Raw genomic sequence first — 23,235 nt, 5'->3', positions numbered from 1 at the left:
CCGCCGTCGACGACGACCCGGCCGTGGTGTGGAACGCGGTCGAGGAGGACGCCCTCCGCGCCGGGATCGTGGCCGCGGTCACCGCCCAGCGCGACGGGCGCTGGGCCACCGCGCTGTGGCCGCTGGTCGGCGAGGTGCCGCGGGCCTGGCTGCCGCTGGTGCCGGTGGAGCTGCGCCAGCAGTACGTGCTCGCCTGGGTGGCCGGGCAGCGCACCGGCTACACCCTCGGCGCCGGACCGGTGCTGGCGGCCGTCCCCGGGCCATGGGACGAGCACTTCAGCCGCGCCCTGCTGCGCGCGCTGGCCCGGGCCGGTCCCGACTCCTTCGACCTGCCGCTGGGCCTGCTGGCCGACCGGCTGCACCCCGGGGTCGACGACGCACTGGCCGACCTCGGTGCGACCAAACCCCGGCTGACCGCCGTCGCCCAGCTGCGCCAGCACCTGTCCGTCCGCACGTCCGTCCGAGAGGCCTTCCGATGACCGAGACCCCACCGACCGGGACGCCCCCGACCGAGACGCCCCCGACCGAAACACCCCCGTCCGAGACCCTCCGCCCGCACGCCGAGCAGGCCTACGCCGACGAGCTCGCGGCCCTCGCCGCCGCCGACGACCGGCCGCGTCCGCCACGGTGGCGGCTCTCGCCGTGGGCGGTCACCACCTACCTGCTCGGCGGCCGGCTGCCCGACGGCACCGAGATCAGCGCCAAGTACGTCGGCTCGCGCCGGCTCGTCGAGATCGCCGTCGCCTCGCTCGCCACCGACCGGGCGCTGCTGCTGCTCGGCGTGCCCGGGACGGCCAAGAGCTGGGTGTCGGAGCACCTCGCCGCCGCCATCTCCGGCAACTCCGGGCTGGTGGTCCAGGGCACCGCCGGCACCCCGGAGGAGTCGCTGCGCTACGGCTGGAACTACGCCCGGCTGCTCGCCGAGGGCCCCAGCCGTGCCGCGCTGGTGCCCAGCCCGGTGATGCGGGCGATGGAGAGCGGCTCGCTGGTCCGGGTGGAGGAGCTGACCCGGATCCCGGCCGAGGTGCAGGACGCGCTGATCTCGCTGCTGTCGGAGAAGACGCTGCCGGTGCCCGAGCTCGACACCGAGGTGCAGGCCGTCCGCGGGTTCAACGTGGTCGCCACCGCCAACAACCGCGACAAGGGCGTCAACGAGCTGTCCTCCGCGCTGCGGCGCCGCTTCAACACCGTCGTGCTGCCGCTGCCGGACAGCCTCGCCGACGAGGTGCGGATCGTCGAGCAGCGGGTGGGCCAGGTCGGCCGTTCGCTGGAGCTGCCGACCGACCTGCAGGCCTCGACCGAGATCGAGCGGGTGGTGACGGTGTTCCGCGAGCTGCGCGGCGGCCTCACCCTGGACGGGCGCACCACGGTGAAGTCGCCATCGGCGACGCTGTCGACGGCCGAGGCGATCTCGGTGATGACCAACGGGGTGGCGCTGGCCGCCCACTTCGGCGACGGCCGGGTCCGCGCCGACGACGTCGCCGCCGCCCTGGTGGGCGCGGTGGTCAAGGACCCGGTGCAGGACCGGGTGGTGTGGCAGGAGTACCTGGAGACCGTCGTCAAGGACCGCCGCGAGTGGGCCGACCTGTACCGGGCCTGCCGGGAGCTGGGCTGAGCGTGCCGGCCGACCCCGACACGCCGACGCCGGAGGTGGCCGTCCTCGGCGTCCGCCACCACGGGCCCGGTTCGGCGCGCTCGGTGCTGCTGGCGCTGCAGGAGCTGCGACCCGACAGCGTGCTGGTCGAGGGCGTCCCCGAGCTCGACCCGGTGCTGCCGCTGCTGGCCGCCGAGCGGATGCGGCCGCCGGTGGCCGGGCTGGTGCACGGGGTGGAGCAGCGCGGCCGGGCGCTGTTCTACCCGATGGCCTCCTTCTCCCCGGAGTGGGTGGCGCTGCGCTGGGCGCTGGCGAACGGCATCCCGGCGCGGATGGCTGACCTGGCCGCCACCCACGTCCTCGCCCTGGAGGACGCGGGTGCGGAGGAGCCGGACGCCCTGCGGGCCCGGCCCGACGCCATCGGCACCCTCGCCGCGGCCGCCGGCTACGACGACCCCGAACGCTGGTGGGAGGACGCCGTCGAGCACCGCTCCACCTCCTCCCTGGCCCGGTTCGCCAGCATCACCGAGGCGATGGCGGCGGTCCGCGAGGGCCACGACCCGGTGGCGGCAGCGCTCGATGACGAGACCTCGGGGTGGACGCTGCAGAACGCCCGCCGGGAGGCCGCCATGCGCCAGGCCGTGCGTGCGGAGTGGAAGGCCGGACGTCCCCGTGTCGCCTTCGTCTGCGGCGCCTACCACGCCCCGGCGGTCGACCCCACCGGACGTCCCGCTGCCCCCGACGCCCGGCTGCTGACGAGGCTGCCACGGGTCAAGGTGGCCGCCACCTGGGTGCCCTGGACCACCGGCCGGCTGGCCCGCTCCAGCGGCTACGGCGCCGGGATCACCTCCCCGGGCTGGTACCAGCACCTCTTCGACAGCTGGCAGGACGAGGACGCCGCGGGCGAGGACGCCGCCAGCACCAGCTGGCTGGTGCATACCGCCCGGGCGCTGCGGGCCGAGGGCCTGGACGCCGCCCCCGCCTCTGTGGTCGAGGCCGTCCGGCTGGCCCGCACCCTGGCCGTCGTCCGCGGCCGGCCCTCGGTCGGGCTGGAGGAGCTGCTCGACGCCACCCAGACCGTGCTCTGCGGTGGGTCGGCGGTGCCGCTGCGGCTGGTGGGGGAGCGGCTGGTGGTCGGCCACCGTCTCGGCGAGGTGCCCGAGGACACCCCGATGGCTCCGGTCGCGGCCGACCTCGCCCGGCAGCAGAAGACGCTGCGGTTGCGGGTGTCGGCGGAGGAGAAGGTGGTCGAGCTCGACCTGCGGCGCGAGGCCGGACGGGCCCGCTCGGTGCTCTTCCACCGGCTCGGGGTGCTCGACGTCGACTGGGCCACCCGGGTGCGCGACGAGACCGGGCTCGGCACCTTCAAGGAGACCTGGTCGCTGACCTGGCGTCCCGAGCTCGCGGTGACGCTGGTGGAGGCCGGGCTGTACGGCACCACGGTCCGCGAGGCCGCCGCCGGCCGGCTGGCCGAGCGGGCCCGGGACGCCGACGGGCTGGACGTCCTGGCCGGGCTGGTCGAGCGGTGCCTGCTCGCCGAGCTCGACGAGGCGCTGCCCGCGGTGCTGACCCGGCTGGACGAGCAGGCCGCCTCCCACACCGACGTGGTCGGGCTGCTCCGCTCGGTGGAGCCGATGGCCCGCACCTGCCGCTACGGCGACGTCCGCGCCCTCGACGTCGCGCGGGTGGCCGACGTGCTGCTCACCGTGGTGCGCCGGGCCAGCGTCGGGCTGCGGGCCGCCTGCAGCGCGCTCGACGACGAGGCGGCCGCGCGGATGGTGGCGGCGATGGAGGCGACCGACGCCGGCGTCGGGCTGCTCGGCACCGATGAGCTGCTCGAGCCGTGGCGGCAGGCGCTGGCCGCGGTGGCCGCCGACGACCGGGTGCACGGCACGGTGGTCGGGCGGGCCAACCGGATGCTGCTCGACGTCGGCGTCCTCGACGCCGAGGAGGTGGCCCGGCGGGTGTCGCGCTGGCTGTCGGGTGGCACCGACCCGCTGGCCGCGGCCGGGTTCGTCGACGGGCTGCTCACCGGGGACGCGCTGCTGCTGCTCCACGAGCCGACCCTGCTGCGGCTGCTCGACGGCTGGCTGCGCTCGGTCGGCGGCGAGTCCTTCGACGCCCTGCTGCCGCTGCTGCGCCGCACCTTCGCCGGGTTCTCCGCCGCCGAGCGCCGCTCGATCGGGGAGACCCTGCGCTCCGGCGGCACCCCGCGCAGCCGGACCACCGAGATCGACCTGGAGCGGGCCCGGCCGGCAGTGGCCGCGCTGGCCCGGCTGCTCGGCCTGGCCGACGCCGGGACGGAGGAGGGATCGTGACCGAGGAGGAGGACCGGCTGCGGCGGTGGCGGCTGGTGCTGGGCGGGGAGGCCGCCGACGGCACCGGCGCCCGGCTGGAGGGTGACGACCTGGTGCGCGACCGGGCACTCGGCGACCTCTACGACGCCGAGCAGCGACCACGCCGCGGCGGGCTGGGGGCCTCGGCACCGTCGGTGGCCCGCTGGCTGGGCGACATCCGCAGCCACTTCCCGAGCCGGGTGGTGCAGGTGATGCAGGCCGACGCGATGGACCGGCTGGGGCTCAAGGGGCTGCTCGCCGAGCCGGAGATGCTGGCCGCGGTGCAGCCCGACATCGGGCTGGTCACCACCCTGATGGGGTTGCGCGGGGCGATCCCGGAGTCGTCGAAGGAGGCCGCCCGACAGGTGGTGCGCGCGGTCACCGACGAGCTCGAGGCCCGCCTCGCCCAGGCTCTGGTGCAGGCGGTGAGCGGCGCGCTGGACCGCTCGCGCCGGACCACCCGCCCGCGGGCCGCCGACATCGACTGGCCGCGGACGATCGCGGCGAACCTGCGCCACTACCAGCCCGAGCACGGCACCGTGGTGCCCGAGCGGCTGGTCGGCCACGCCCGGCGCCGCGGACAGGTGGAGCGCCACCTCATCCTGTGCATCGACCAGTCCGGCTCGATGGCCAGCTCGATCGTCTGGTCGGCGGTGTTCGGCTCGGTGCTCGCGTCGCTGCGGTCGGTGCGGACGTCGCTGGTGGTCTTCGACACCGAGGTGGTCGACCTCACCGAGGAGCTGGACGACCCGGTCGACGTGCTGTTCGGCATCCAGCTGGGCGGCGGCACCGACATCAACCGGGCGCTGGCCTACTGCCAGGAGCTCATCGAGGAGCCGGAGGAGACGGTGCTGGTGCTGCTCAGCGACCTGCTCGAGGGCGGGATCGCCGAGGAGATGCTGCGCCGGGCCCGCCAGGTGCACGACTCCGGCGCGGTGATGGTGGCGCTGCTCGCGCTCAGCGACGACGGCGCCCCCTACTACGACGCCGACCACGCCCGCGCGCTGGCCGAGCTGGGCGTCCCCGCCTTCGCCTGCACCCCCGACGTCTTCCCCGACCTGATGGCCGCCGCCATCCAGCGCCGCGACCTGGGGGAGTGGGCCGCCGAGCACGACATCGTCACCGCCGGCCCGACCGAGGAGCGGTGAGGACAGCCGCTCGGTGAGCGCGAGGGTGCGTCACGTGGCCGAAGCATCGTCAGGAGCTCGCGGGACCGCCGTTTCGAGGCGAACGGCTGACGGGGCCGATCGACACCGCGATCGGAGAAGTGACGCCGCGTGCCGCAAGCCTCAGGCCCTGGCTGGACCCTAGGTGGCCGGGCGGACCGGTCAGCCGTGCACGCTCAGCCGGTAGCGGGCGCTCAGGGCCCGCGGGGTGAGCTGGGAGTGCGGGAGCACGCCGGGGCCTGCGGCGCCGGTGCCGATGCCGTGCACGGCGAGCTGCAGACCCAGCACCAGCCGGTCGCTGGTCGGCAGCTCGTGCGGGTGTGCCGCGGCGTCCAGCTCGGCATCGTCCCAGGGTCGCAGCGAGACGTGCCCGTCGCCCTCGACCACGAGCCGGCGCCCGTCGGCGACCTGCAGCTCCAGCCGCCGGCAGCGGCGGACGCCGTTCTCCTGCGGCCGGGCGTAGGGCACCTGCCAGTCCTCGACCGTGCTCTCGTGCCAGCCCCAGCGGTTGCCCTGCCCGGTGTCGGGGTAGTCCTGGCCGGGCCCGGAGCCCAGCCACCGCAGCGGCCGGTCGGCCTGCTGGCCCGGCAGCTCCAGGTCGAGCCCGAAGCGGGCCCACGACCCGGTCCACCCGCCGAACGGGGCGGCGGCGACGTCGAGCACCAGACCCCCGGACCACCACCAGCGCAGCACCACGTCCACGCCGACGTCGCGCATCGGCGGGGCGACCCGCTGCCGCACCTCGAGCACGTCGTCGACCAGGCGGGCCGACAGCGTCCGGGTCGCCAGCTGGCGCAGCTCCATCGACTGCCAGTGGTCGGCGTCGGGGGTCTGCCCGAAGCGGATCATGTTGCGGCCGAGGTCGTTGTCGGTGGGCGCCCTCCACATGCCGACCCGGGGCCCGTGCACCGCCAGCCCGGAGAGCGTGGCGAGGGTGAACGCGTCCGGTCCGGGCCGGGTCGACAGCTCCGCCGCGCCGACCACCACCCGGCCCTCGCCGGCCACGTGCGCCGGGGCGTCCGGGACCGACGGCAGCGGCGGCGCGTCCTCGACGCGTGACTGCCCGAAGGCGATCTCGTGGCCCTCCTCCGCCCAGGCGGTGGCGACGGCCGTCTCGGCGGAGACGGTGACCACCCGGCCGGCGGGGCGGGCCCGGACGGGCAGCTCGACGGTGGCCTCCTCCCCGGGTGCCAGCACGGGGACGTCCAGGACGCCGGAGTCGCCGAGCCCGTCCGCACCGCTGGTCCGCCAGCAGAAGCGCAGCCCCGCGGTGCTGGCGACGTCGTAGCGGTTGGTGACCAGCACCGTGCCGCGGTCGGCGTCCACCTCCAGCCGCACCGGGGCGATCACCCGCCGGTAGTCCTCCAGGCCGGGACGCACCACCCGGTCGGAGCTGACCAGGCCGTCGGCGGCGAAGCTGCCGTCGTGCAGCGGCTCGCCGAAGTCGCCGCCGTAGGCGAGGAACCGGTGGCCGTCGTCGGTGGTGTGCCACAGGGTGTGGTCGCACCACTCCCAGACGAAACCGCCCTGCAGCCGGGGGTAGCGGTCGAACAGCTCCTCGTACTCGCTCAGCCCGCCCGGTCCGGTGCCCATCGCGTGGGCGTACTCGCAGAGGATGAACGGCTTCCCCGCGGTCTGCTGCTTGCCCTCGAGCTCGGCCTCCTCGGTGCCCGCGCCGATCTTCTCGACCCGCTCGACCGGGGTGTACATCAGCGAGTAGACGTCGGAGTAGGCGTAGGAGGGGTCGCGCTCGTAGTGCACCGGACGGGTCGGGTCAGCGGCCTTGATCCACTCGGTGCAGGCGGCCAGGTTGGCGCCCGGGCCGGACTCGTTGCCCAGCGACCAGAGCACCACGCAGGCGTGGTTGCGGTCGCGCTGCACCATCCGCGCGGTGCGGTCCAGCAGCGCGTCGCGCCAGGCCGGGTCGTCGCAGGGGTTGCGCCGGTAGTCGACCAGCACGAAGCCGTGGGACTCGATGTCGCCCTCCTCGACCACCCACAGCCCGAGCTCGTCGGCGAGGTCGAGCAGGTACGGGGTCGGCGGGTAGTGGGCGGTGCGGACCGCGTTGATGTTGGCCCGCTTCATCATCACCAGGTCGCGGCGCACCGCCTCGCGGGTGACGGTGCGTCCGGTCGAGGGGTCCTGGTCGTGCCGGTTGACGCCGCGGAAGCGGATCGGGACGCCGTTGGCCCGCAGCAGCCCGTCCTCGATGGTCACCCGACGGAAGCCGACCCGCAGCCGCGCCGTCTCCGTCGGCGTCGAGACCACCAGCTCGTGCAGCACGGGGTGCTCGGCGCTCCACGGCTCGACCGGGCCCACGTCGACCGGGCCACTGCCCTCCCGGTCGAGCAGGTCGAGCCCGGGCAGCGACCAGCGCACCGGGCCGGTCGAGGTGGCCCGGACGTCGATGCGGCCGTGCCCGGTGGCCGGGTCGTAGTCGGCGTCCACCTCCAGGTCGGCGAGGCCGTCGGGCGGGCAGGCGAGGAGGTCGACGTCGCGGAAGATGCCGGACAGCCACCACTGGTCCTGGTCCTCGACGTAGCTGCCCGCGGCCCACTGCACCACCCGCACCAGCAGCTCGTTCCCGGTGGCCCGCAGCCGCCCGGTCACGTCGAGCTCGTGGGTGAGCCGGCTCCCGCGCAGCGTGCCCAGCAGCTCCCGGTTGAGCCACACCTGGGCCAGGCAGTCGACCCCGTCGAAACGCAGCCGGGCACCGGCGTCGAACTCCGGGCCGGCGTCGAAGAGCAGCCGGTAGTCGCCCAGCGGGTTCTCCACCGGGACGTGCGGCGGGTCGACCGGGAAGGGGTACTTCGAGCTGGTGTAGAGCGGGGCGCCGAAGCCCTGCAGCTGCCAGCAGCCGGGGACGTCCACCGCGGCCCAGACCTGGTCGGTCTCCTCCCACGGCTGTTCCGGGGCGGCCGTGGCGACCGGGACCCAGCGCAGCTCCCAGCGCCCGTTCAGCGAGCGCACCGGGGCGTCGGTGGCGAACCGGGCGCGGGGCGGCAGCACCCCCTCGCTCGGGCCGGTGTCCTCCAGGACGGCGGTGAGCGCCGCGGTGTCGGTGGGCAGGTCCATCATCGATCCTCCGGTCGGGATGGCCAGCGGTGCGGACGGTACGGGCCGGCGTCGGGAAGGCGCTCCCGCAGGATCCGGACGTCCCAGGGGCCGAGGGTGAGGCTGCCGTCCTGCAGCCCGTCGTGGTCGAGGGGGAGCCAGCCCGGGTCGGGGACGCGGACTTCGGCCCCGCTCCAGTTGAAGACGAAGTGCGTCCGGCTGCGGCCGTCGGTGGCGGTGGCCGAGGCATGGGTGACCGAGGTCGCGGTGCCGGTGTCGAAGGTGGGCAGGCGGTGCTCGGCGGCGATCCGGGCGAACAGCGCGGCGGCGGTGTCGTCGTCGAGCACCGTGCCCACGACGGTGATCCGGCCCGGCCCCACCGCCCGGCTGGTGACGGCGGCGGCGCCGAGGTGCGGGTGGTCGTAGCGGGCCCACACCTCCGCCCCGTCCGGGTCGAGCAGCTCCAGCCAGCCGGTGGCCGTCGACCCGGAGGGCCAGCCGACGGCGACCGGGACGAGCGGCACCGGTGCGGCCGGCGTCCAGAACTCCTGGTAGGAGACGCCGGCCAGCTCGGCCAGCCGGGCCGGTTTGACGTCGGTGCGGGCGCAGGCCCACTCGTCGGCGTAGGCGCTGCGCGGACCGAGCACCAGGTGGCCCCCGGCGTGCACGTAGTCGACCAGGGTCTGCAGCACGTCGTCGGGCACCGCGTACAGCCCGGCGGCCACGAGCACGGGCAGCTGCGCGGCGAGCTCCGCGCCCGGCGGCAGCGCCCGGTCGTGCAGCACCCGGGTCTGCAGCCCGGCGGCGAAGCAGCCCCGGTAGAAGGACTCGACGATGCGCTGGTAGCTCCGCCCGGAGAGCGCCCGCGGCTCGTCGGGGAAGACCGGCTCGAAGGCGAGCGCGAACTTGGAGCCGGTGGAGAACACCAGACCCACCTGGGCGTCGGGGACGGTCTCGGCGACGGCCGGCCCGAGCCGCTGGATCTCCGCGCCCAGCGTGGCCACGTTCCGGTACACCCGGCCCGGACGCTGGTCGTGGGGGAGCACCCCCACCCAGTGGGTCTCGGCGCCGAAGTGGGCGGTGTGCCAGTGCCAGTACTCCACCAGCCGGGCGCCGCGGGCCACCATCGCCCAGGCGACCTGGCGCCACTGGCCGTCGTAGCCGGGCTCCTCGACGTTGGACGCCGCGATCGGGCCGGCGTTGGTCTCGGTGACGAGGAACGGCGCCCCGCGCGAGCCGAACATCCGGTCGGCGCTGAGGAAGACGCTCCAGGTGCCGCTGGTCATCCAGCCCTGCGGCTGCGTCGGCGCGGGGTTGGCGAGCGCGTCCTGCATCCGGTAGTAGGCGTTGCCGGCGGCGACGTCCAGCGCCTCGGTCAGCCGCAGGTCGTCGGTGGCCGGGCGGTCGTAGGCGATGCAGGTGGTGACCAGCTGGTCCGGACGCGCCACCTCCCGCACCAGGTCGGCCTGCCAGGCGATGAACTCGTCGACCAGCTCGGTCTGGAACCACCGCCAGGCCAGGTCGTACTGCGGCTGGGCGTTGTGGTCGGGCGCCCACAGCTCCTCGACCGAGGTGAGCCGGTGCGACCAGTAGGCCAGCCCCCACCGCCGGTTGAGCTCCTCCACGTCGGGGAACCGGGCTGCCACCCACTGCCGGAACCGCGCCACCACGGCCTCGTTGTGCAGCAGCAGCAGCCCCGGCTCGTTGTCCACCTGCCAGCCGAGCACCGCCGGGTGCTCGGCGAAGGTCGTGGTCACCGTGCGGATGACCCGCTCGGCGTGCCGGCGGAAGGCCGGGGCGGTGAGGTCCACCTCCTGCCGGGCGCCCCAGCGCAGCGGCTGCCCGCTGCGCGGCTCCCCGGCGATCTCGGGGTGCTTGCGGGCCAGCCACGGCGGCACGGCGTAGGTCGGCGTCCCGAGCAGGACGCCGATGCCGTGCTCGGCGGCCGCGTCCAGCACCTCGGCCATCCAGTCCGTGGCGAAGACGCCGTCGGAGGGCTCCCAGGTGCTCCAGGTGGACTCGCCGACCCGGATCACGCTGAACCCGGCGTCCCGCATCAGCCGCAGGTCCTCAGCCAGCCGGGGCGTCGGCTGGTACTCCGGGTAGTACGCCGCGCCGAAACCGACCGGGGGACGGGGGACCGGGCTCATCACGCACCTTCGCGTTCGGGACTACAGGCGAGCAAACGTTTGTCCAGACCCTAGAGCACGCCCGCCCGCTCCGGCCACCCCCGGCCCGCACAGCGACGCCGGCGTGGCCGTTCCGTCGGTCCAGACGCCCCTCGACCGACGGGTTGGCCACAGTGGCGGGAGGGGGCGTCGAGGAACGGGGCGCTCAGGTGGGAGGTGGGGGCGCGGTGGACCCGCGGCGCACCACCACGGGTGCCGGGTCGTCGACGACCAGGTGGCGGGCGGGACCGCCGGAGATCCGGGCCAGCAGCTCCCCGACCGCGGTGGCGCCCAGCTCGACCATCGGCATCCGCACGGTGGTGAGCGCCGGGACCGGGATGTCGGCCTCCCAGACGTCGTGCACGGCGACCACCGAGAGCGCGCCGGGGACGTCCACCCCCATCTCGCGGGCTTCGAGCAGGACGCCGAAGGCGGCGTTGACGTTGGCCACCACCAGGGCGGTCGGCGGGCCGGGGCGGGACAGGATCAGCCGGGCGGCGTTGCGGCCGGCCGGCAGGGTGTAGCCGAGCTCGGTGACGTGGCGGTCCTCCGCGACCAGCCCGGCCTCGGCCAGCGCGGCGGTGAACCCGGCGGCGCGGCGGCGTCCGGTGTCGGCCGAGGGCAGCCCGTTGACCAGGCCGATGCGGCGGTGCCCCAGCTCGAGCAGATGGCGGGTGGCGAGCGCGGCGCCGGTGTGGTCGTCCAGCGCGACGGTGCTGAGGTCGTCGACCGGGCCGGAGTTGACCAGGACGATGTGGCGGGTGTCGGTGAGGGCGGAGGTCACCAGCTCGCTGCGGGTGTCGTCGCCCTTCTGCAGCAGCACACCGTCGACCCGACGCTCCGAGAGCAGGCGGGAGAAGCCGGGGGTGCCCGGCTGCATCCGCTCGCTCGAGCCCAGCAGCACCGCGTAGCCCCGGCGCAGCGCCTCGTCCTCCACCCCGCGGGTGAGGTCGGTGAAGGTGGCGTTGGTGACGTCGGGGACCACCAGGGCCAGCACCGAGGAGCGGGCCTTGCGCAGCGAGCGTCCGGCCGAGTTGGGGGCGTAGCTGAGGAGCCGGGCCGCCTCCAGCACGCGCTGACGGGTCTCCGGCCGGATCCGCACGCCGGGGTCGTCGTTGAGCACCCGCGATGCGACCGAGACCGAGACGCCGGCGTGGGCGGCGACGTCCCTCAGGGTGGCCATTGGCACAGCGTAGGGCCTCCCGCGGTGGTCGCCGGGCGACGCACGGTCGACCCGGCCGGTCTCGAGCTCCGTGACGGGTCGCCACGGAGCAAACGTTTTACCATAGGCTCGGCTCCACCAGCGTCGCGAACCCCGGGAGCACCATGAGCATCGACCGCGAGGCCGTCGTCGGCCGGCACCGCGTCCGGCACGACCGGCCCGACCCGCTGTCCCCGCTGAGCGTGGGCAACGGCGAGCTGTGCTTCACCGCCGACATCACCGGGCTGCAGACCTTCCCCGACCTGCACGACCGGACGGTGGCCCGGCGCGAGGGCCGCAGCGCGACGCCGCTCGGCACCATGAGCCAGTGGGGCTACCACTGGGCGCCCAACCCCGAGGGCTGGACGCTGGCCGACACCATGGAGACCTACCAGAGCCCGCGTGGCCCGGTGCGGTACCCGAGCCGGTACGACTACCGCAAGGACAAGGCGGCCTCGGTCGGGGCGGAGGCGCCGGGCTACTACTTCTGGACCAACCCGCAGCGGCTGCACCTGGTCCGGGTGGGCCTGGTGCTCACCACCGGCCCGGACGGGGCCCGCGCCGAGCCGGGCGATCTCGGCGAGACCGAGCAGGAGCTCGACCTGTGGACCGGGGTGCTGCGCAGCTCCTTCCGCTGCGCCGGCAGCCGGGTGGTCGTCACCACCCTCGTGCACCCCGACCGGGACGTGCTGGCGGTCCGGGTCGAGTCCGAGCTCCTGGCCGACGGCCGCGCCCGGCTCGAGCTGGCCTTCCCCCACGTCCACGACACCTTCGAGGCCGACGCCGACTGGGAACGTCCGGACGACCACACCACCACGCTGCGCGCCGGCGGCACCGGCGCCGTGTTCGAGCGGCGCCTGGACGACACCCGCTACGTCGCCGTGGCCGGCGGCACCATGCCGGACCGCTTCGCCCAGACCGCGCCACACACCTACCAGCTGGGCTCGGGCGGGACGGACGTCCTCGAGCTGGCGCTGGAGCTGGCCCCGGCGGCCGACGGACGTCCGCTGCCGTCGGTGGCCGAGACGGAGCGGGCCTGCCGGGAGGGCTGGGAGGCGTTCTGGCGCAGCGGCGCCGCCGTCGACCTGTCCGGCAGCACCGACCCCCGCGCCGCGGAGCTGGAACGGCGGGTGGTGCTGTCGCAGTACCAGACCGCGATCAGCTGCGCCGGCTCCACCCCGTCCCAGGAGAGCGGGCTGGTCTGCAACAGCTGGTCGGGCACCTTCCACCTGGAGATGCACTGGTGGCACGCCGCGCACTTCGCGGCCTGGGGACGCCCGGAGCTGCTGGAGCGCAGCTTCGACTGGTACGCCACCGTCCTCGACGTCGCCCGGGAGACCGCGCGGCAGCAGGGGTTCCGCGGTGCGCGCTGGCCCAAGCACGTCGGACCGGAGGGGATCGAGCACCCGAACCGGATCGGCCCGCTGCTCGTCTGGCAGCAGCCGCACCCGATCCACCTCGCCGAGCTGCTCTACCACGCCCGCGGCGAGGATCCCGCCGTGCTGGCCCGCCACCACGAGATCGTCGCCGAGACGGCCGAGTTCATCGCCTCCTTCGTGCTCCGCGAGGACGACGGCCGCTACCACCTGCCGCCGCCGCTGATCCCGGCCCAGGAGGTCTACGGCAGCGAGGACAGCTGGGACCCGCTGTTCGAGACGGCCTACTTCCGCTGGGCGCTGGAGACCGCCCAGCGCTGGCGCGAGCGGCAGGGCCGGGAGCGCCGGGCGGACTGGGACGAGGTGGCCGCCGGGCTGGCGCTGGACGTCTCACCCGACGGCCACTACGACGCGGTGCAGCGTCCGCCGCGCACCGAGTACACCGACCACCCGTCGATGCTCGCCGCGCTCGGCGTGGTGCCCGACACCGGGCTGGTCGATCCCCGGGTGATGCGGGCCACCCTGGACCGGGTGCTGCAGCGCTGGCGCTGGCCCAGCGCCTGGGGCTGGGACTTCCCGGTGCTGGCGATGTGCGCCACCCGGCTCGGCGAGCCCGCACTCGCCCTCGACCTGCTGCTGCGCCCGGAGGCCAAGAACACCTACCTGGCCAACGGGCACAACTTCCAGGTCGCGAACCGGCTGCCGCTCTACCTGCCCGGCAACGGCGGGCTGCTGATGGCCGTCGCGCTGCTCGCCGGCGGCTGGGTGGACGCCGAGGGCACGCGGGTGCGCCCTGCCACCCCGGAGGGCTGGGTGCTGCAGGCCGAGGGCTTCCCGCCGCGTCCGTGAGGGCTCAGCCCTTGACCGCCCCCGCCGAGGCGTTGCTCATCACCGTCCGGCGGAAGATGAGGAAGAGCACCACCAGCGGGATGGTCGCCACCAGCGTGCCGGCCATCACCACCGAGTAGTCGACCGCGCCGTAGGCCCCCTTGAGCAGCTGCAGCGCCAGCGGCAGGGTGTAGAGGTCGGTGTCGCTGAGCACCAGCAGCGGCCACAGGTACTCGTTCCAGTTCCACATCACCTGGAACACGGTGAAGGCGGCGATGGTGGCCGACAGCCCCGGCAGCCCGACGTGGCGGAAGACCCGCCAGAAGCCGGCGCCGTCCACCCGGGCCGCCTCCAGCAGCTCGTCCGGGATGGCCGCGGTGGCCGCCTGGCGCATCCAGAAGATGCCGAACGCGCTGGCCGCGCCGGGCACCAGCAGTGGCCAGTAGCTGTTCAGCCAGCCGAGGTTGGCATAGATCTGGAAGTTGGGCACGATCGCCACCCCGGTGGGCAGCGCCATCGTCACCACCAGCGCGGCGAACAGCTGGTCCCGGCCGGGGAAGCGGTACTTGGCGAAGATGAAACCGGCCAGCGCGGCGAAGAACACCTGCAGCGCCGAGGCCACCACGGTGACGAACACCGAGTTGGTGAAGGCGTAGAGGAAGGGTGAGCCGTCGAGCACCTCGCCGAAGTTGCTGCCGAACCGCAGACCGGGCACCAGGCGCGGCGGGGAGGCGAAGATCTCCGCGGTGTCGCTGGTCGCCATCACCACCAGCCAGTAGAACGGGAAGGCGAACAGCACCGCGGCCAGCAGCAGGGGGACGTGCACCAGGTAGCCGCCGACCCGGTGCCGCGTCATCGGGCGCTTCCGCGGTGGCAGCGGGGTGGCGCGGGTGCGGTGCTCGGTCGGCATCGTGGGGACGGACACGTCAGGACCTCCTGGAGCGACGCAGGATCTGGGCGTTGAGGGCGGCCACCACGACGAGCACCACGAAGATCGCCCAGCCGATGGCGGCGGCGTAGCCGAGGTCGGGCAGCACCTGGGTGCCGGAGCCCGAGCTGCCCAGGTAGCGCACCTGGAGGAACATCATCGTCAGCCCGCTGTCGGAGGGACCGGTGCCGCCGTTGAGCAGCACCTGCGGCTGGGTGAACAGCTGGAACCCGCTGATCGTGCCGGTCACCATCACGAAGATGATCGTGGGGCGCAGCATCGGCAGCGTGATGTGGAAGAAGCGGCGTACCGCGCCGGCCCCGTCCAGGGTGGCCGACTCGTGCAGCGCGGGGTCGATCGCGGCCAGCCCGGCCAGGAAGATGACCATGAAGTAGCCGGTGGTCTGCCAGATGATCATCAGCGCGATGACCACCTTGACGCCCCAGGCGCTCTCCAGCCAGGGGACCGGTTCGACGCCGACCATGCCGAGCAGCCGGTTGACGATGCCGTAGCTGTTGGAGAAGAGGGACTGGAAGACGACGGCGATCGCGACCACCGAGGTGACCTGGGGCAGGAAGAACAGCGTCTGGTAGATGCCGGCGCCGCGCAGCCCGGGCCGGCTGAGCAGCACCGCGGCCACCAGTGCGCCGATCACCACCGGCACCTGACCCATCAGGAAGATCAGCACGGTGTTGACCAGGGCGACGCTGAACTCACCGCCGGTGAGCACCCGCCGGAACTGGTCGAGCCCGACGAAGACGGGGTCGGACAGGCCGTCCCAGGAGATGGTGCTCAGCTGGACGGCGTAGACCAGCGGCACCAGCCCGAAGGCGGTGAACAGGACGTAGAACGGGGAGATGGCCAGGTACTCGCGCCAGTGGCGCACCAGGGCCGGCCGACGCCGCCGGGGGGACGGCGTCGGGGCGGGCGGGACGTCGGTGACGTCCGGCCGGGTGGTCACAGCCGGCTCAGCCATGACGGGTCCTCTCTGTCAGGACGGACGGGCGCCGGTGCCGGTCCGGTCACCGGCGCCCCGGTCCGGTCAGCCGGTGTAGTCGGAGAACTCCCCGACCACTTCCTGGTAGGCCTCCTCGGGGTCGCGGCCGGTGGTGTGCACCTCGTCCAGCGCATCGCGGAAGCGGGAGCTGATGGTGCCCGAGCCGAGGCCGCCGAAGGCCTCCTCGGTGCCGCTGGCGACCCCGGCGAGCGTCGCGAACGCGGACTGCCCGCCGTAGAAGGGGTCGCCCTCCAGCAGCTCGGGGTCCTCGTAGAGCTCCACGGCGGGCGGGAACAGGCCCCGGGTGAGGTAGGCGTCCTTGAGCGCCTCGGGCGAGGCCAGGAACTGCGCCACCTCGGCCGCGGCCTCGCCGTTGCCGTTGGCGCTCAGCGCGGTGACGAAGGAGCCGGGGGTCGACCCGGGGCCGCCCGGGGTGGCGGTGACCCGCCAGCTGGTGCTGTCCTCGCCGGCGGCCGGCTTGAGGATGCCCTCCTGGTAGCCGGCGCCGATGAAGGCGACCACGCTGTCCTGGGCGATCGCGGAGTTCCACTCCGCCGAGTACGGGTTGGTGCCGGCGCACAGGTCGTCCTGCACCATCGTCGCCGCCCGGTCGTAGGCCTCCTTGTTGACCGGCGAGTCGACCTGGTTGACCGGCTGCCCACCGTCGGTGTCGACGTAGCGGTAGCCCTGCTGGCTCAGCCCGAGCACGTAGAGCCCGTACGGCGCGTCGCAGGTGAACCTGTCGGCCTCCCGGGCGCGCTCGGACAGCGCGCGGTAGTCCTCCCAGGTGCTGACCTCGGCGGCCAGCTCCTCGGGGTCGCCGGGGTAGCCCAGCTCCTCCATCGCGTCGGCGCGGTAGAAGAACCCGTAGGGCCCGATGTCGGTGGGCAGCGCCACCTGCCGGCCCTGCAGGTCCTGACCCGGCTCCAGCACCCACGGCACGTAGCGACCGTCGTCGGTGAAGCCGTGCTCGGTGAAGTCGACGAACTGGTCGGAGACCGCGAAGTAGTCCGACAGGTTGCCCCCGATGAAGGCGATGTCGGGCAGCCCGGAGCCGGCGCGCAGACCGGCGCGGAGCTTGTCGTCGATGTCGTTGATCCGCGAGACGGTGATGTCGTGGTCGGGGAACTGCTGGGCCAGCAGCGTCTCGGCGTTCTCGCCGATGCTGGCGGGCCGGGCCCAGATGGTCAGCGTCGGGCCGTCGCCCTCCCCGCCGCCTCCGCTGCTGCTGGCCAGCAGTCCGCAGCCGCTGGTGGCGAGCACGGTGGCGCCGGCCACCGCTGCGGCGGTGAGCACCTTGGTCAGCTGGTTCACGTCTTCACTCCTTCGTGGGTGCGTGCACATCTGGTCGGACGCCGGGCGGCGTCGGTCGGTCAGTCGGTGGGCTCCGGGACGACGCCCCCGCGCCGGCTGGCGGTGTGGGCGGCCTCGACGAGCGCCATGGTCCGGGCGACGTCGTCGACGGAGGTCGGCAGGCTGGAGGTCCGTCCGGTGACGACGTTCTGCAGCGCCGACATCGAGCCGATGAAGGCGTCGGGGAACCAGGAGCCGGTGAAGTCGACGTCGCTCCAGCCCTGCCCTGGGGTGGCGAGCTGGAGCCGGTCCAGCCCGCCGCGCGGGTAGTCCAGCAGCAGCCCGAGCTGGGCCCGCAGGGCTCCCCGGGTGCCCTGCCAGGTGATGGAGCTCGCCTGGTGCTCGGGCCCGAGGTCGTGGTCGTGGTTGGTGCTGACGACCACCCGCAGCGGCCGGTCGGGGTAGTGCAGCAGCACCGCGGTGCGGGTGTTGGGGTGCGGCTTGTCCGGGTGCGGCACGGTGACGGCGCTGACCGAGGCGGGCTGACCCAGGAAGGAGCGCACCAGGTCGAGGTAGTGGACGCTGTGCATGTTCAGCTCGAGCCGGTCCAGGGTGAACACCTGCGGGAAGAGCTCCCAGTGGGTCTCCACGCAGATGCGGATCTCCAGGTCGACCAGCTCACCGATCGTCCCCTCCGCGACCAGCCGCCGGGCGACCTGGACGTAGGGGGCGAAGCGGAGCTGGGTGTTGACCGCCGCCACCAGCCCGCGCTCGCGGACCAGCCGCTGCAGCCGCCGGGTCTCCTCCAGGTGGTGCCCGAGCGGCTTCTGCAGCAGCACCGCCGAGCCCTCGGGCAGCGCGCGGAGGGTGGGCTCGAACTGCTCGGGCATCAGCGCGACGTCGTAGACCGCCTCCGGCGGCGCCGCCGCGACGGCGTCGGCCACCGACCCGAAGACCCGCCGGACGCCGAAACGGGCGGCCAGCTCCTCCGCGCGGGGACGGACCACGTCGACCAGGGCGTGCACGTCGAACCCGGCCTTGCGGTAGGCGGGCAGGTGGGCGTCCCGGACGATCCCGCCGGCGCCGACCACGACGATCGGCCGGGGGTCCGCGGGTGGGCCGAGCTGGTAGGCGGGGTCGGGGTGCTGCTCGGGGAAGGTCATCGCGGTGCCTCCTGCGGCACCGGCGCGAGCCGGTAGACCGTGCTCGCGGTGCCGTGCAGGACCTGCGCGCGCTCGGTCGACGAGCACCGCTCCAGCGCGGCCAGCAGCCCCTCCCAGACCCGGGCGTAGCCGCCCGCCAGCAGCGACACCGGCCAGTCGCCGCCGTACATCAGCCGGTCGGCGCCGAGGGCCTCCAGCGCGACCTCCACCGCCCAGGCCAGCTCGTCGGGCGTCCAGGCCGTCGGGTCGGTGCTGCCGTAGAGGCCCGACACCTTGGCCACCACGCCGGGCTCGGACGCCGCCGCGCGCAGCAACCGCTCCCACTCGCGGCGCCGGTCGACGTCGGCGCCCAGCGGCGGTTTGCCGAGGTGGTCCAGCACGATCCGCAGCCCGGGGAACCGGCGGGCCAGGGTGGTGGTGTGCTCCAGGTGGCGGGGCAGCACCGCGACGTGGTCGAGGGGCAGCCCGGCCCCGGCCACCAGGGCGATCCCGCGCTGGACGTCGGGGCGCAGCACCCAGTCGGGGTCGGGCCGGTCGTGGGTGAGGTTGCGCACCCCGACCAGGGACGGCTCGCGCTGCCAGCGGGGGAGCAGCTCGGCCACCTCCTCGGGCCGGTGCAGCGGGACGTAGCCCACCACCCCGAGCACCGCCGGCTCGGCGGCGGCGACCTCCAAGAGGTACCCGGTCTCGGCGACGGTGTCGTCGGCCTGCACCAGCACCACGCCGTCCACCCCGGCCGCGGTCAGCCCGGGACGGATGTCGTCCAGCCCGACCGACCCGGTCAGCCGCGGGTCGGCGCCGTCGAGCCAGGAGTAGGGGGAGCGGCTGCGGTCCCAGACGTGCAGGTGGCTGTCGATGACCATGCTCAGCCCACGTCCTTCCGGTTGACGACGTAGAGGTGGACCAGCGCGAGCACCACGTCGCCGTGCTGGTTGGTGACCGTCACCTGCTCCTCCACCCGACCGGTCGAGGGGTCCTTCGCGGAGTCGCGTACGGCGACGACCTCGGCGCGCACGGTGATGGTGTCGCCGAGGAGGACCGGGCGGACGAAGCGGATCCGGTCGTAGCCGTAGCTCATCGCCTGCGGGTTGACGTCGCCGGCCGTCATCCCGACCGCGACCGAGAGCACGAGGGTGCCGTGGGCGATCCGGGCCCCGAAGGGCTGGCTGGCGCACCACTCGGCGTCGACGTGGTGGGGGAAGAAGTCCCCGGTCTGCCCGGCGTGGAGCACCACGTCGGCCTCGGTGATGGTGCGTCCGAGGGTGGTCCGGGACTCCCCGACGACGAAGTCCTCGAGGTGGCGGTCAACGACGCGCACGGTGCTCCTCCTGCAGGTGGTCGCGGGTGGCCTCGTCCAGGCGGTCGAAGAGCTCGGTCGCGGGGGTGCGTCCGGCCAGGGCGTCGGTGACCCAGGGCGAGGCGGTGTCCTGGAGCGCGAGGAAGCGGGGGTGCCGGGGGCGGACGTAGGCCTGCTCCAAGGTGCGGCGGGTGCCGCTGAAGAAGCCGAGCGTGGCGGCGTCGAGCTGCCCGTCCTGCCAGGCGTCGAGGTGGCCGGGCTGGCCGCCGCCGGCGAAGTAGACGCCGCGCTGCACGGGGCCCGAGGCCAGCCAGGTGGCGAACCGGGCGGCCGCCGCGACGTCGCGGCTGCGGGCCGAGACCGCGATCCCGGCCCCGCCCAGCAGCGAGCCCCGCGGCTGGCCGTCGCGCAGCGGGATGTCGGTGTAGGCCAGCCGGACCCGCCGGTAGCCCTGCCGGCTGTAGTTGGTGTAGCCGAACAGCAGCGGGGCGTAGGCCCAGCGGTCGGAGCCGACCAGTCGTTCGGCCACCTCGATCGGGTTGGCGGTGAGGCAGTCGGCCGGCACCAGCCGAGCCAGCTCCGACAGCACCGCCCACGACTCCTCCAGGACCGCGCGGTCGGCGAAACCCTCCGCGGTGAGCACCGGCGTGCCGCTGCCGGCGCACAGGGTGACCAGGGAGGAGAAGGCGTCGATCGGCTTGGCCGGCCACAGCACCCGGCCCCGGCGGGCCAGGTCGAGCACCTCCGGCCAGGTCCGCGGCGGGTCGGGCAGCAGGTCGGGGCGGTGGGCGGCGACCTGCGCGGCGGCGTCGGTGGCCAGCCCGTACTGCCGGCCCCGGTGCCGGTAGGTGGCGTGGGACGGCCCGACGAAGGCGGCGTCGTCCAGCCCGGCCGGCAGGTGCTCGTCCAGCGGCGCCAGCAGACCCGCCTCGGCGGCGGAGGGGATGTGCGGGTGGTCCACCACCAGCAGGTCGTGGTGCTCGACCAGGTGGTCCAGCGGCTGGTCGGCGAAGGCCTGCAGCGAGCGGACCGACCAGGTGACCCGGGTGCCGTGCTGCTCGAGGTAGGCCGCGCTGGCCGCGAGCACCGAGCCGTGCCCGCGCTCGTGCTCCCAGGTGATGCCCCGCAGCGCGGTCACCGCGGCACCACCGGGTCGGGGGCGAGCTCGGCCCGGACGGCCGCTGTGTCGGCGCCGAGGACGGGGGCGCCGCGACCGCTGCGGAGCGTCCGGCCGTCGATCCGCAGCGGGCTGCGGGTGGTCTGGACGGTGGTCCGGCTGCCGTCGGGCTCGGTGCGGGCGATGCTCTGCACCATGTCGATCGCGGCGAACCCGTCGTGGGCGACGAGCTCGTCCAGCGTGTGCACCGGGGCGCACCAGATGTCGGCGGCGTCGAGCAGGGTGAGCCAGTGGGCGGTGCCGGCGGTGGCCAGCCGCTGCGAGATCAGCTGCTCGATCCGCGGCTGGGAGTCCCACCACGACCGCGGGTCGGTCATCGACTCCAGCTCGGGCAGCTCCAGCAGCGTCCCGATCACGGGCACCGGGTTCATCGCGATGGAGAGGTAGCCGTCGGCGGTGGGGTAGATGCCGTACGGCGCGGAGAGGAAGGTGTGCGCCGAGTGCTCGCCGCGGGAGCGCACCCGCACCTGCTCCGGCTGGGTCAGCTTCGCGCTGAGCAGCTCGAACTGCAGGTCGAGCACCGACTCCAGCAGGCTGGTCTCGACGTGCCCGCCGAGACCGGTGCGCTCCCGGCGCAGCAGCAGCGCGGTGATGCCCTGGGCCAGGTGGCAGGAGGCGAGGTGGTCCGCGATCGAGAGCCCCACCGCGGTCGGCCGCTCACCGCCCTGCAGCCAGGGGATGCCCGAGACCGACTGGGCCAGCAGGTCCTGCCCGGGCCGGTCCTTCCACGGGCCGGTGTCGCCGTAGCCGGTGATGCTGCCGTAGACCACGCGCGGGTTCTCCCGGCTCAGGGTGGCGTGGTCGAGACCGAGCCGCTGCACCACCCCGGGGCGGAAGTTCTGCAGCACCACGTCGGCCTGCCGGGCCAGCGCGCGCACCCACTCCAGCTGCTCGGGGTCCTTGAGGTCGGCCGCCACGCTCTCCTTGTTGCGGTTCATCGCGTGGAAGGAGATCGTGTCCACCCCGGCCCGCAACCCGGCGAAGGCCAGGGTGCGTCCGATGTCGCCGACCACCGGGCGCTCGACCTTGATCACCCGGGCGCCCAGGTCGGCCAGCCGCAGCGCGGCCACCGGACCGGCGAGGAACTGGCTGAAGTCCAGCACCAGCACGCCCTCGAGGGGCAGCGGGGAGTCGGTCATGGGCGGGCTGCTCCTGGGGTGGCGGGGTCGAGGACGAGCACCAGCGGCTCGTCGGCGGGCAGGTCGACGGTGGTCTCGGTGCCGCCGGTGCGGAGCCGGTGCGGTCCGGCCGCGGCGGGGGTGCGGGCCCGCAGGGTGACCTCGACCGGGCGGCCGTCGCGCCACACGAGGTCGACCGAGATGCCGGGACGGGCCACCAGCCCGGTCACCCAGCCGTCCGGTGCGCCCGGGGGCAGCGCGGGGAGCAGCTCGATCACGCCGCGGTGGCTCTGCAGCAGGCACTCCGCCAGCGCGGCCACCACGCCGAGGTTGCCGTCGACCTGGAACGGCGGGTGGGCGGCGAAGAGGTTGCCGTAGAGCCCGCCCGACCAGTGGCCCCGGTCGTCGGAGACCGTGCGCATGAACAGCCGCAGCAGCCGTTCCACCCGCTCGGGCTGGCCCAGCCGGGCCCGCATCGCCATCCGCCAGGCCAGCGCCCAGCCGGTGGACTCCTCGCCGCGGGCGTCCAGGCTGCGCGACGCCGCCGCGGCCAGCTCGGGGCCGACCTCGCCGTCCAGGGGGTGCAGGAAGCACAGGTGCGCGGTGTGGCGGTGGTGCGGGTCGACCATCGTCGGGTGCCCGGCCCACTCCGCGACCAGGCCGTCGGCGCCGATCTCGGGGGCGGGGATGCGGGGACGGGCGGCCCGGGCGGCGGTGACCACCTCGTCCTCGATGCCGAGCCGGGCGGCCAGCTCGTCCACGATCCGGAGCAGGTTCGCCGCCAGCACGAGGTCGGTGGTCGAGCTGGTGCCGACCGAGGTGGAGCCGCCGTCGGGCAGCAGGTAGCGGTTCTCCGGTGAGGTGCTGGGGGAGGTGCCCAGGGTGCCGTCCGGCCCGGGTCGCAGCCAGGCGAGGACGAACTCGGCGCTGCCGCGGACGAGCGGCCAGGCTGTGGCGCGGGCGAAGTCGTCGTCGGCCCCGAAGCGCAGGTGGTCCCACAGGTGGGTGACCAGCCAGGGTCCGCCCATCGGCCAGAAGGCCCAGGACGGGTCGTGGGTGCCGTCACCGACCGGCTCGTCGTAGGCCCAGAGGTCGCTGCAGTGGTGCGCGACCCAGCCCGGCGCGCGGTACAGCCGGCTCGCCGTCTCCTCGCCCCGCCGGGCCAGCGCGCCGACCAGCTCGAACAGCGGGGGCAGGCACTCGGGCAGGTCGGTGGTCTCGGCCAGCCAGTAGTTCATCTCGAGGTTGATGTTGACCGTGTAGTTCGAGCTCCACGGCGGCTGCAGCTCCTCGTTCCAGATGCCTTGGAGGTTGGCCGCGACACCGCCGGGACGGGAGCTGCTGATCAGCAGGTAGCGGCCGAGGTGGAACAGCAGCGCGACCAGCTCCGGGTCGGCCCAGGGCTCGGCGCCGTCGGCCCGCTGCACCGCGGCCAGCCGCTCGGCGGTGTCGCGGGAGTCGCCGCCGGTCCCGGCGCCGCCGTCCAGGCTCAGCTCGGTCCGGCCGTACAGCGCCGCGTGCGTCTGGAGGTGGCGCTCG

General features: G+C 74.5%; 17 protein-coding genes. 5 read left to right on the top strand and 12 right to left on the bottom strand.

The window, feature by feature from the left end:
* The 4 genes from DVA66_RS03585 to DVA66_RS03570 all read left to right on the top strand — a co-directional run.
* A partial coding sequence (locus DVA66_RS03585) for a DUF5691 domain-containing protein (protein WP_198671446.1) occupies positions 1-479 on the top strand: 479 nt, incomplete at its 5' end.
* Entirely contained in the window at positions 476-1,615 is a 1,140-nt protein-coding gene (locus DVA66_RS03580; RefSeq protein WP_114558814.1) for an ATP-binding protein, read from the top strand. The genes DVA66_RS03585 and DVA66_RS03580, both read left to right, overlap by 4 nt.
* A 2-nt stretch (positions 1,616-1,617) precedes the next feature.
* Positions 1,618-3,912 carry a DUF5682 family protein gene (locus DVA66_RS03575; protein ID WP_114558813.1) on the top strand — a complete coding sequence of 765 codons (2,295 nt, stop codon included), beginning with the start codon at positions 1,618-1,620 and terminating at the stop codon, positions 3,910-3,912.
* Complete coding sequence (locus DVA66_RS03570) at positions 3,909-5,078, top strand: VWA domain-containing protein (RefSeq protein ID WP_114558812.1); 1,170 nt, start codon at positions 3,909-3,911, stop codon at positions 5,076-5,078. The genes DVA66_RS03575 and DVA66_RS03570 overlap by 4 nt, the downstream gene beginning before the upstream one ends.
* A 180-nt stretch (positions 5,079-5,258) precedes the next feature.
* Here the strand turns inward: DVA66_RS03570 and DVA66_RS03565 are convergent, their stop codons facing one another.
* The 3 genes from DVA66_RS03565 to DVA66_RS03555 form a co-directional block, all read right to left on the bottom strand.
* Positions 5,259-8,171 (bottom strand): glycoside hydrolase family 2 TIM barrel-domain containing protein, encoded by a 2,913-nt coding sequence (locus tag DVA66_RS03565; protein ID WP_114558811.1) that lies wholly within the window; start codon positions 8,169-8,171, stop codon positions 5,259-5,261.
* The gene (locus tag DVA66_RS03560) at positions 8,171-10,300 is read right to left on the bottom strand and encodes a beta-galactosidase (protein ID WP_114558810.1); all 2,130 of its coding nucleotides are present in this window, start codon (positions 10,298-10,300) and stop codon (positions 8,171-8,173) included. The genes DVA66_RS03565 and DVA66_RS03560 overlap by 1 nt, the downstream gene beginning before the upstream one ends.
* A gap of 184 nt (positions 10,301-10,484) precedes the next feature.
* Positions 10,485-11,501 (bottom strand): LacI family DNA-binding transcriptional regulator, encoded by a 1,017-nt coding sequence (locus DVA66_RS03555; protein WP_114558809.1) that lies wholly within the window; start codon positions 11,499-11,501, stop codon positions 10,485-10,487.
* Between the two features lie 143 nt (positions 11,502-11,644).
* On the opposite strand from DVA66_RS03555, the gene DVA66_RS03550 reads away from it, so the two are divergent.
* Positions 11,645-13,744: a hypothetical protein gene (locus DVA66_RS03550; RefSeq protein ID WP_114558808.1), complete on the top strand. Its 2,100-nt coding sequence runs from the start codon at positions 11,645-11,647 to the stop codon at positions 13,742-13,744.
* A 4-nt stretch (positions 13,745-13,748) separates the two neighbouring features.
* Here DVA66_RS03550 and DVA66_RS03545 read toward each other — a convergent pair whose 3' ends face one another.
* From DVA66_RS03545 to DVA66_RS03505, 9 genes are all read right to left on the bottom strand, one after another.
* Positions 13,749-14,648, bottom strand: a complete 900-nt coding sequence (locus DVA66_RS03545) for a carbohydrate ABC transporter permease (RefSeq protein ID WP_198671445.1) — start codon at positions 14,646-14,648, stop codon at positions 13,749-13,751.
* A 1-nt stretch (position 14,649) separates the two neighbouring features.
* Positions 14,650-15,627: a carbohydrate ABC transporter permease gene (locus DVA66_RS03540; protein WP_114558807.1), complete on the bottom strand. Its 978-nt coding sequence runs from the start codon at positions 15,625-15,627 to the stop codon at positions 14,650-14,652.
* A gap of 66 nt (positions 15,628-15,693) precedes the next feature.
* Positions 15,694-16,962 carry an ABC transporter substrate-binding protein gene (locus tag DVA66_RS03535; RefSeq protein ID WP_157973813.1) on the bottom strand — a complete coding sequence of 423 codons (1,269 nt, stop codon included), beginning with the start codon at positions 16,960-16,962 and terminating at the stop codon, positions 15,694-15,696.
* 59 nt (positions 16,963-17,021) lie between these two features.
* Complete coding sequence (locus DVA66_RS03530) at positions 17,022-18,104, bottom strand: Gfo/Idh/MocA family protein (RefSeq protein WP_114558805.1); 1,083 nt, start codon at positions 18,102-18,104, stop codon at positions 17,022-17,024.
* Entirely contained in the window at positions 18,101-18,967 is an 867-nt protein-coding gene (locus DVA66_RS03525) for an amidohydrolase family protein (protein WP_114558804.1), read from the bottom strand. Before DVA66_RS03525 ends, DVA66_RS03530 begins: the two co-directional genes overlap by 4 nt.
* Before the next feature lie 2 nt (positions 18,968-18,969).
* Positions 18,970-19,422 (bottom strand): MaoC family dehydratase, encoded by a 453-nt coding sequence (locus tag DVA66_RS03520; RefSeq protein ID WP_114558803.1) that lies wholly within the window; start codon positions 19,420-19,422, stop codon positions 18,970-18,972.
* Positions 19,409-20,539 (bottom strand): extracellular solute-binding protein, encoded by a 1,131-nt coding sequence (locus DVA66_RS03515; protein WP_114558802.1) that lies wholly within the window; start codon positions 20,537-20,539, stop codon positions 19,409-19,411. The genes DVA66_RS03520 and DVA66_RS03515 overlap by 14 nt, the downstream gene beginning before the upstream one ends.
* A complete protein-coding gene (locus DVA66_RS03510) occupies positions 20,536-21,717 on the bottom strand; it encodes a CaiB/BaiF CoA transferase family protein (RefSeq protein WP_114558801.1) in 1,182 nt (393 codons plus the stop codon). Before DVA66_RS03510 ends, DVA66_RS03515 begins: the two co-directional genes overlap by 4 nt.
* On the bottom strand, positions 21,714-23,235 hold a 1,522-nt coding region (locus DVA66_RS03505; RefSeq protein ID WP_408608887.1), incomplete at its 5' end, for a glycosyl hydrolase family 95 catalytic domain-containing protein. The genes DVA66_RS03505 and DVA66_RS03510, both read right to left, overlap by 4 nt.

Origin of the sequence: Desertihabitans aurantiacus, from assembly GCF_003344635.1 — a bacterium.
GTDB classification, from domain to species: Bacteria; Actinomycetota; Actinomycetes; order Propionibacteriales; family Propionibacteriaceae; genus Desertihabitans; species Desertihabitans aurantiacus.
This window is presented reverse-complemented; position numbering and strand designations above follow the sequence as displayed.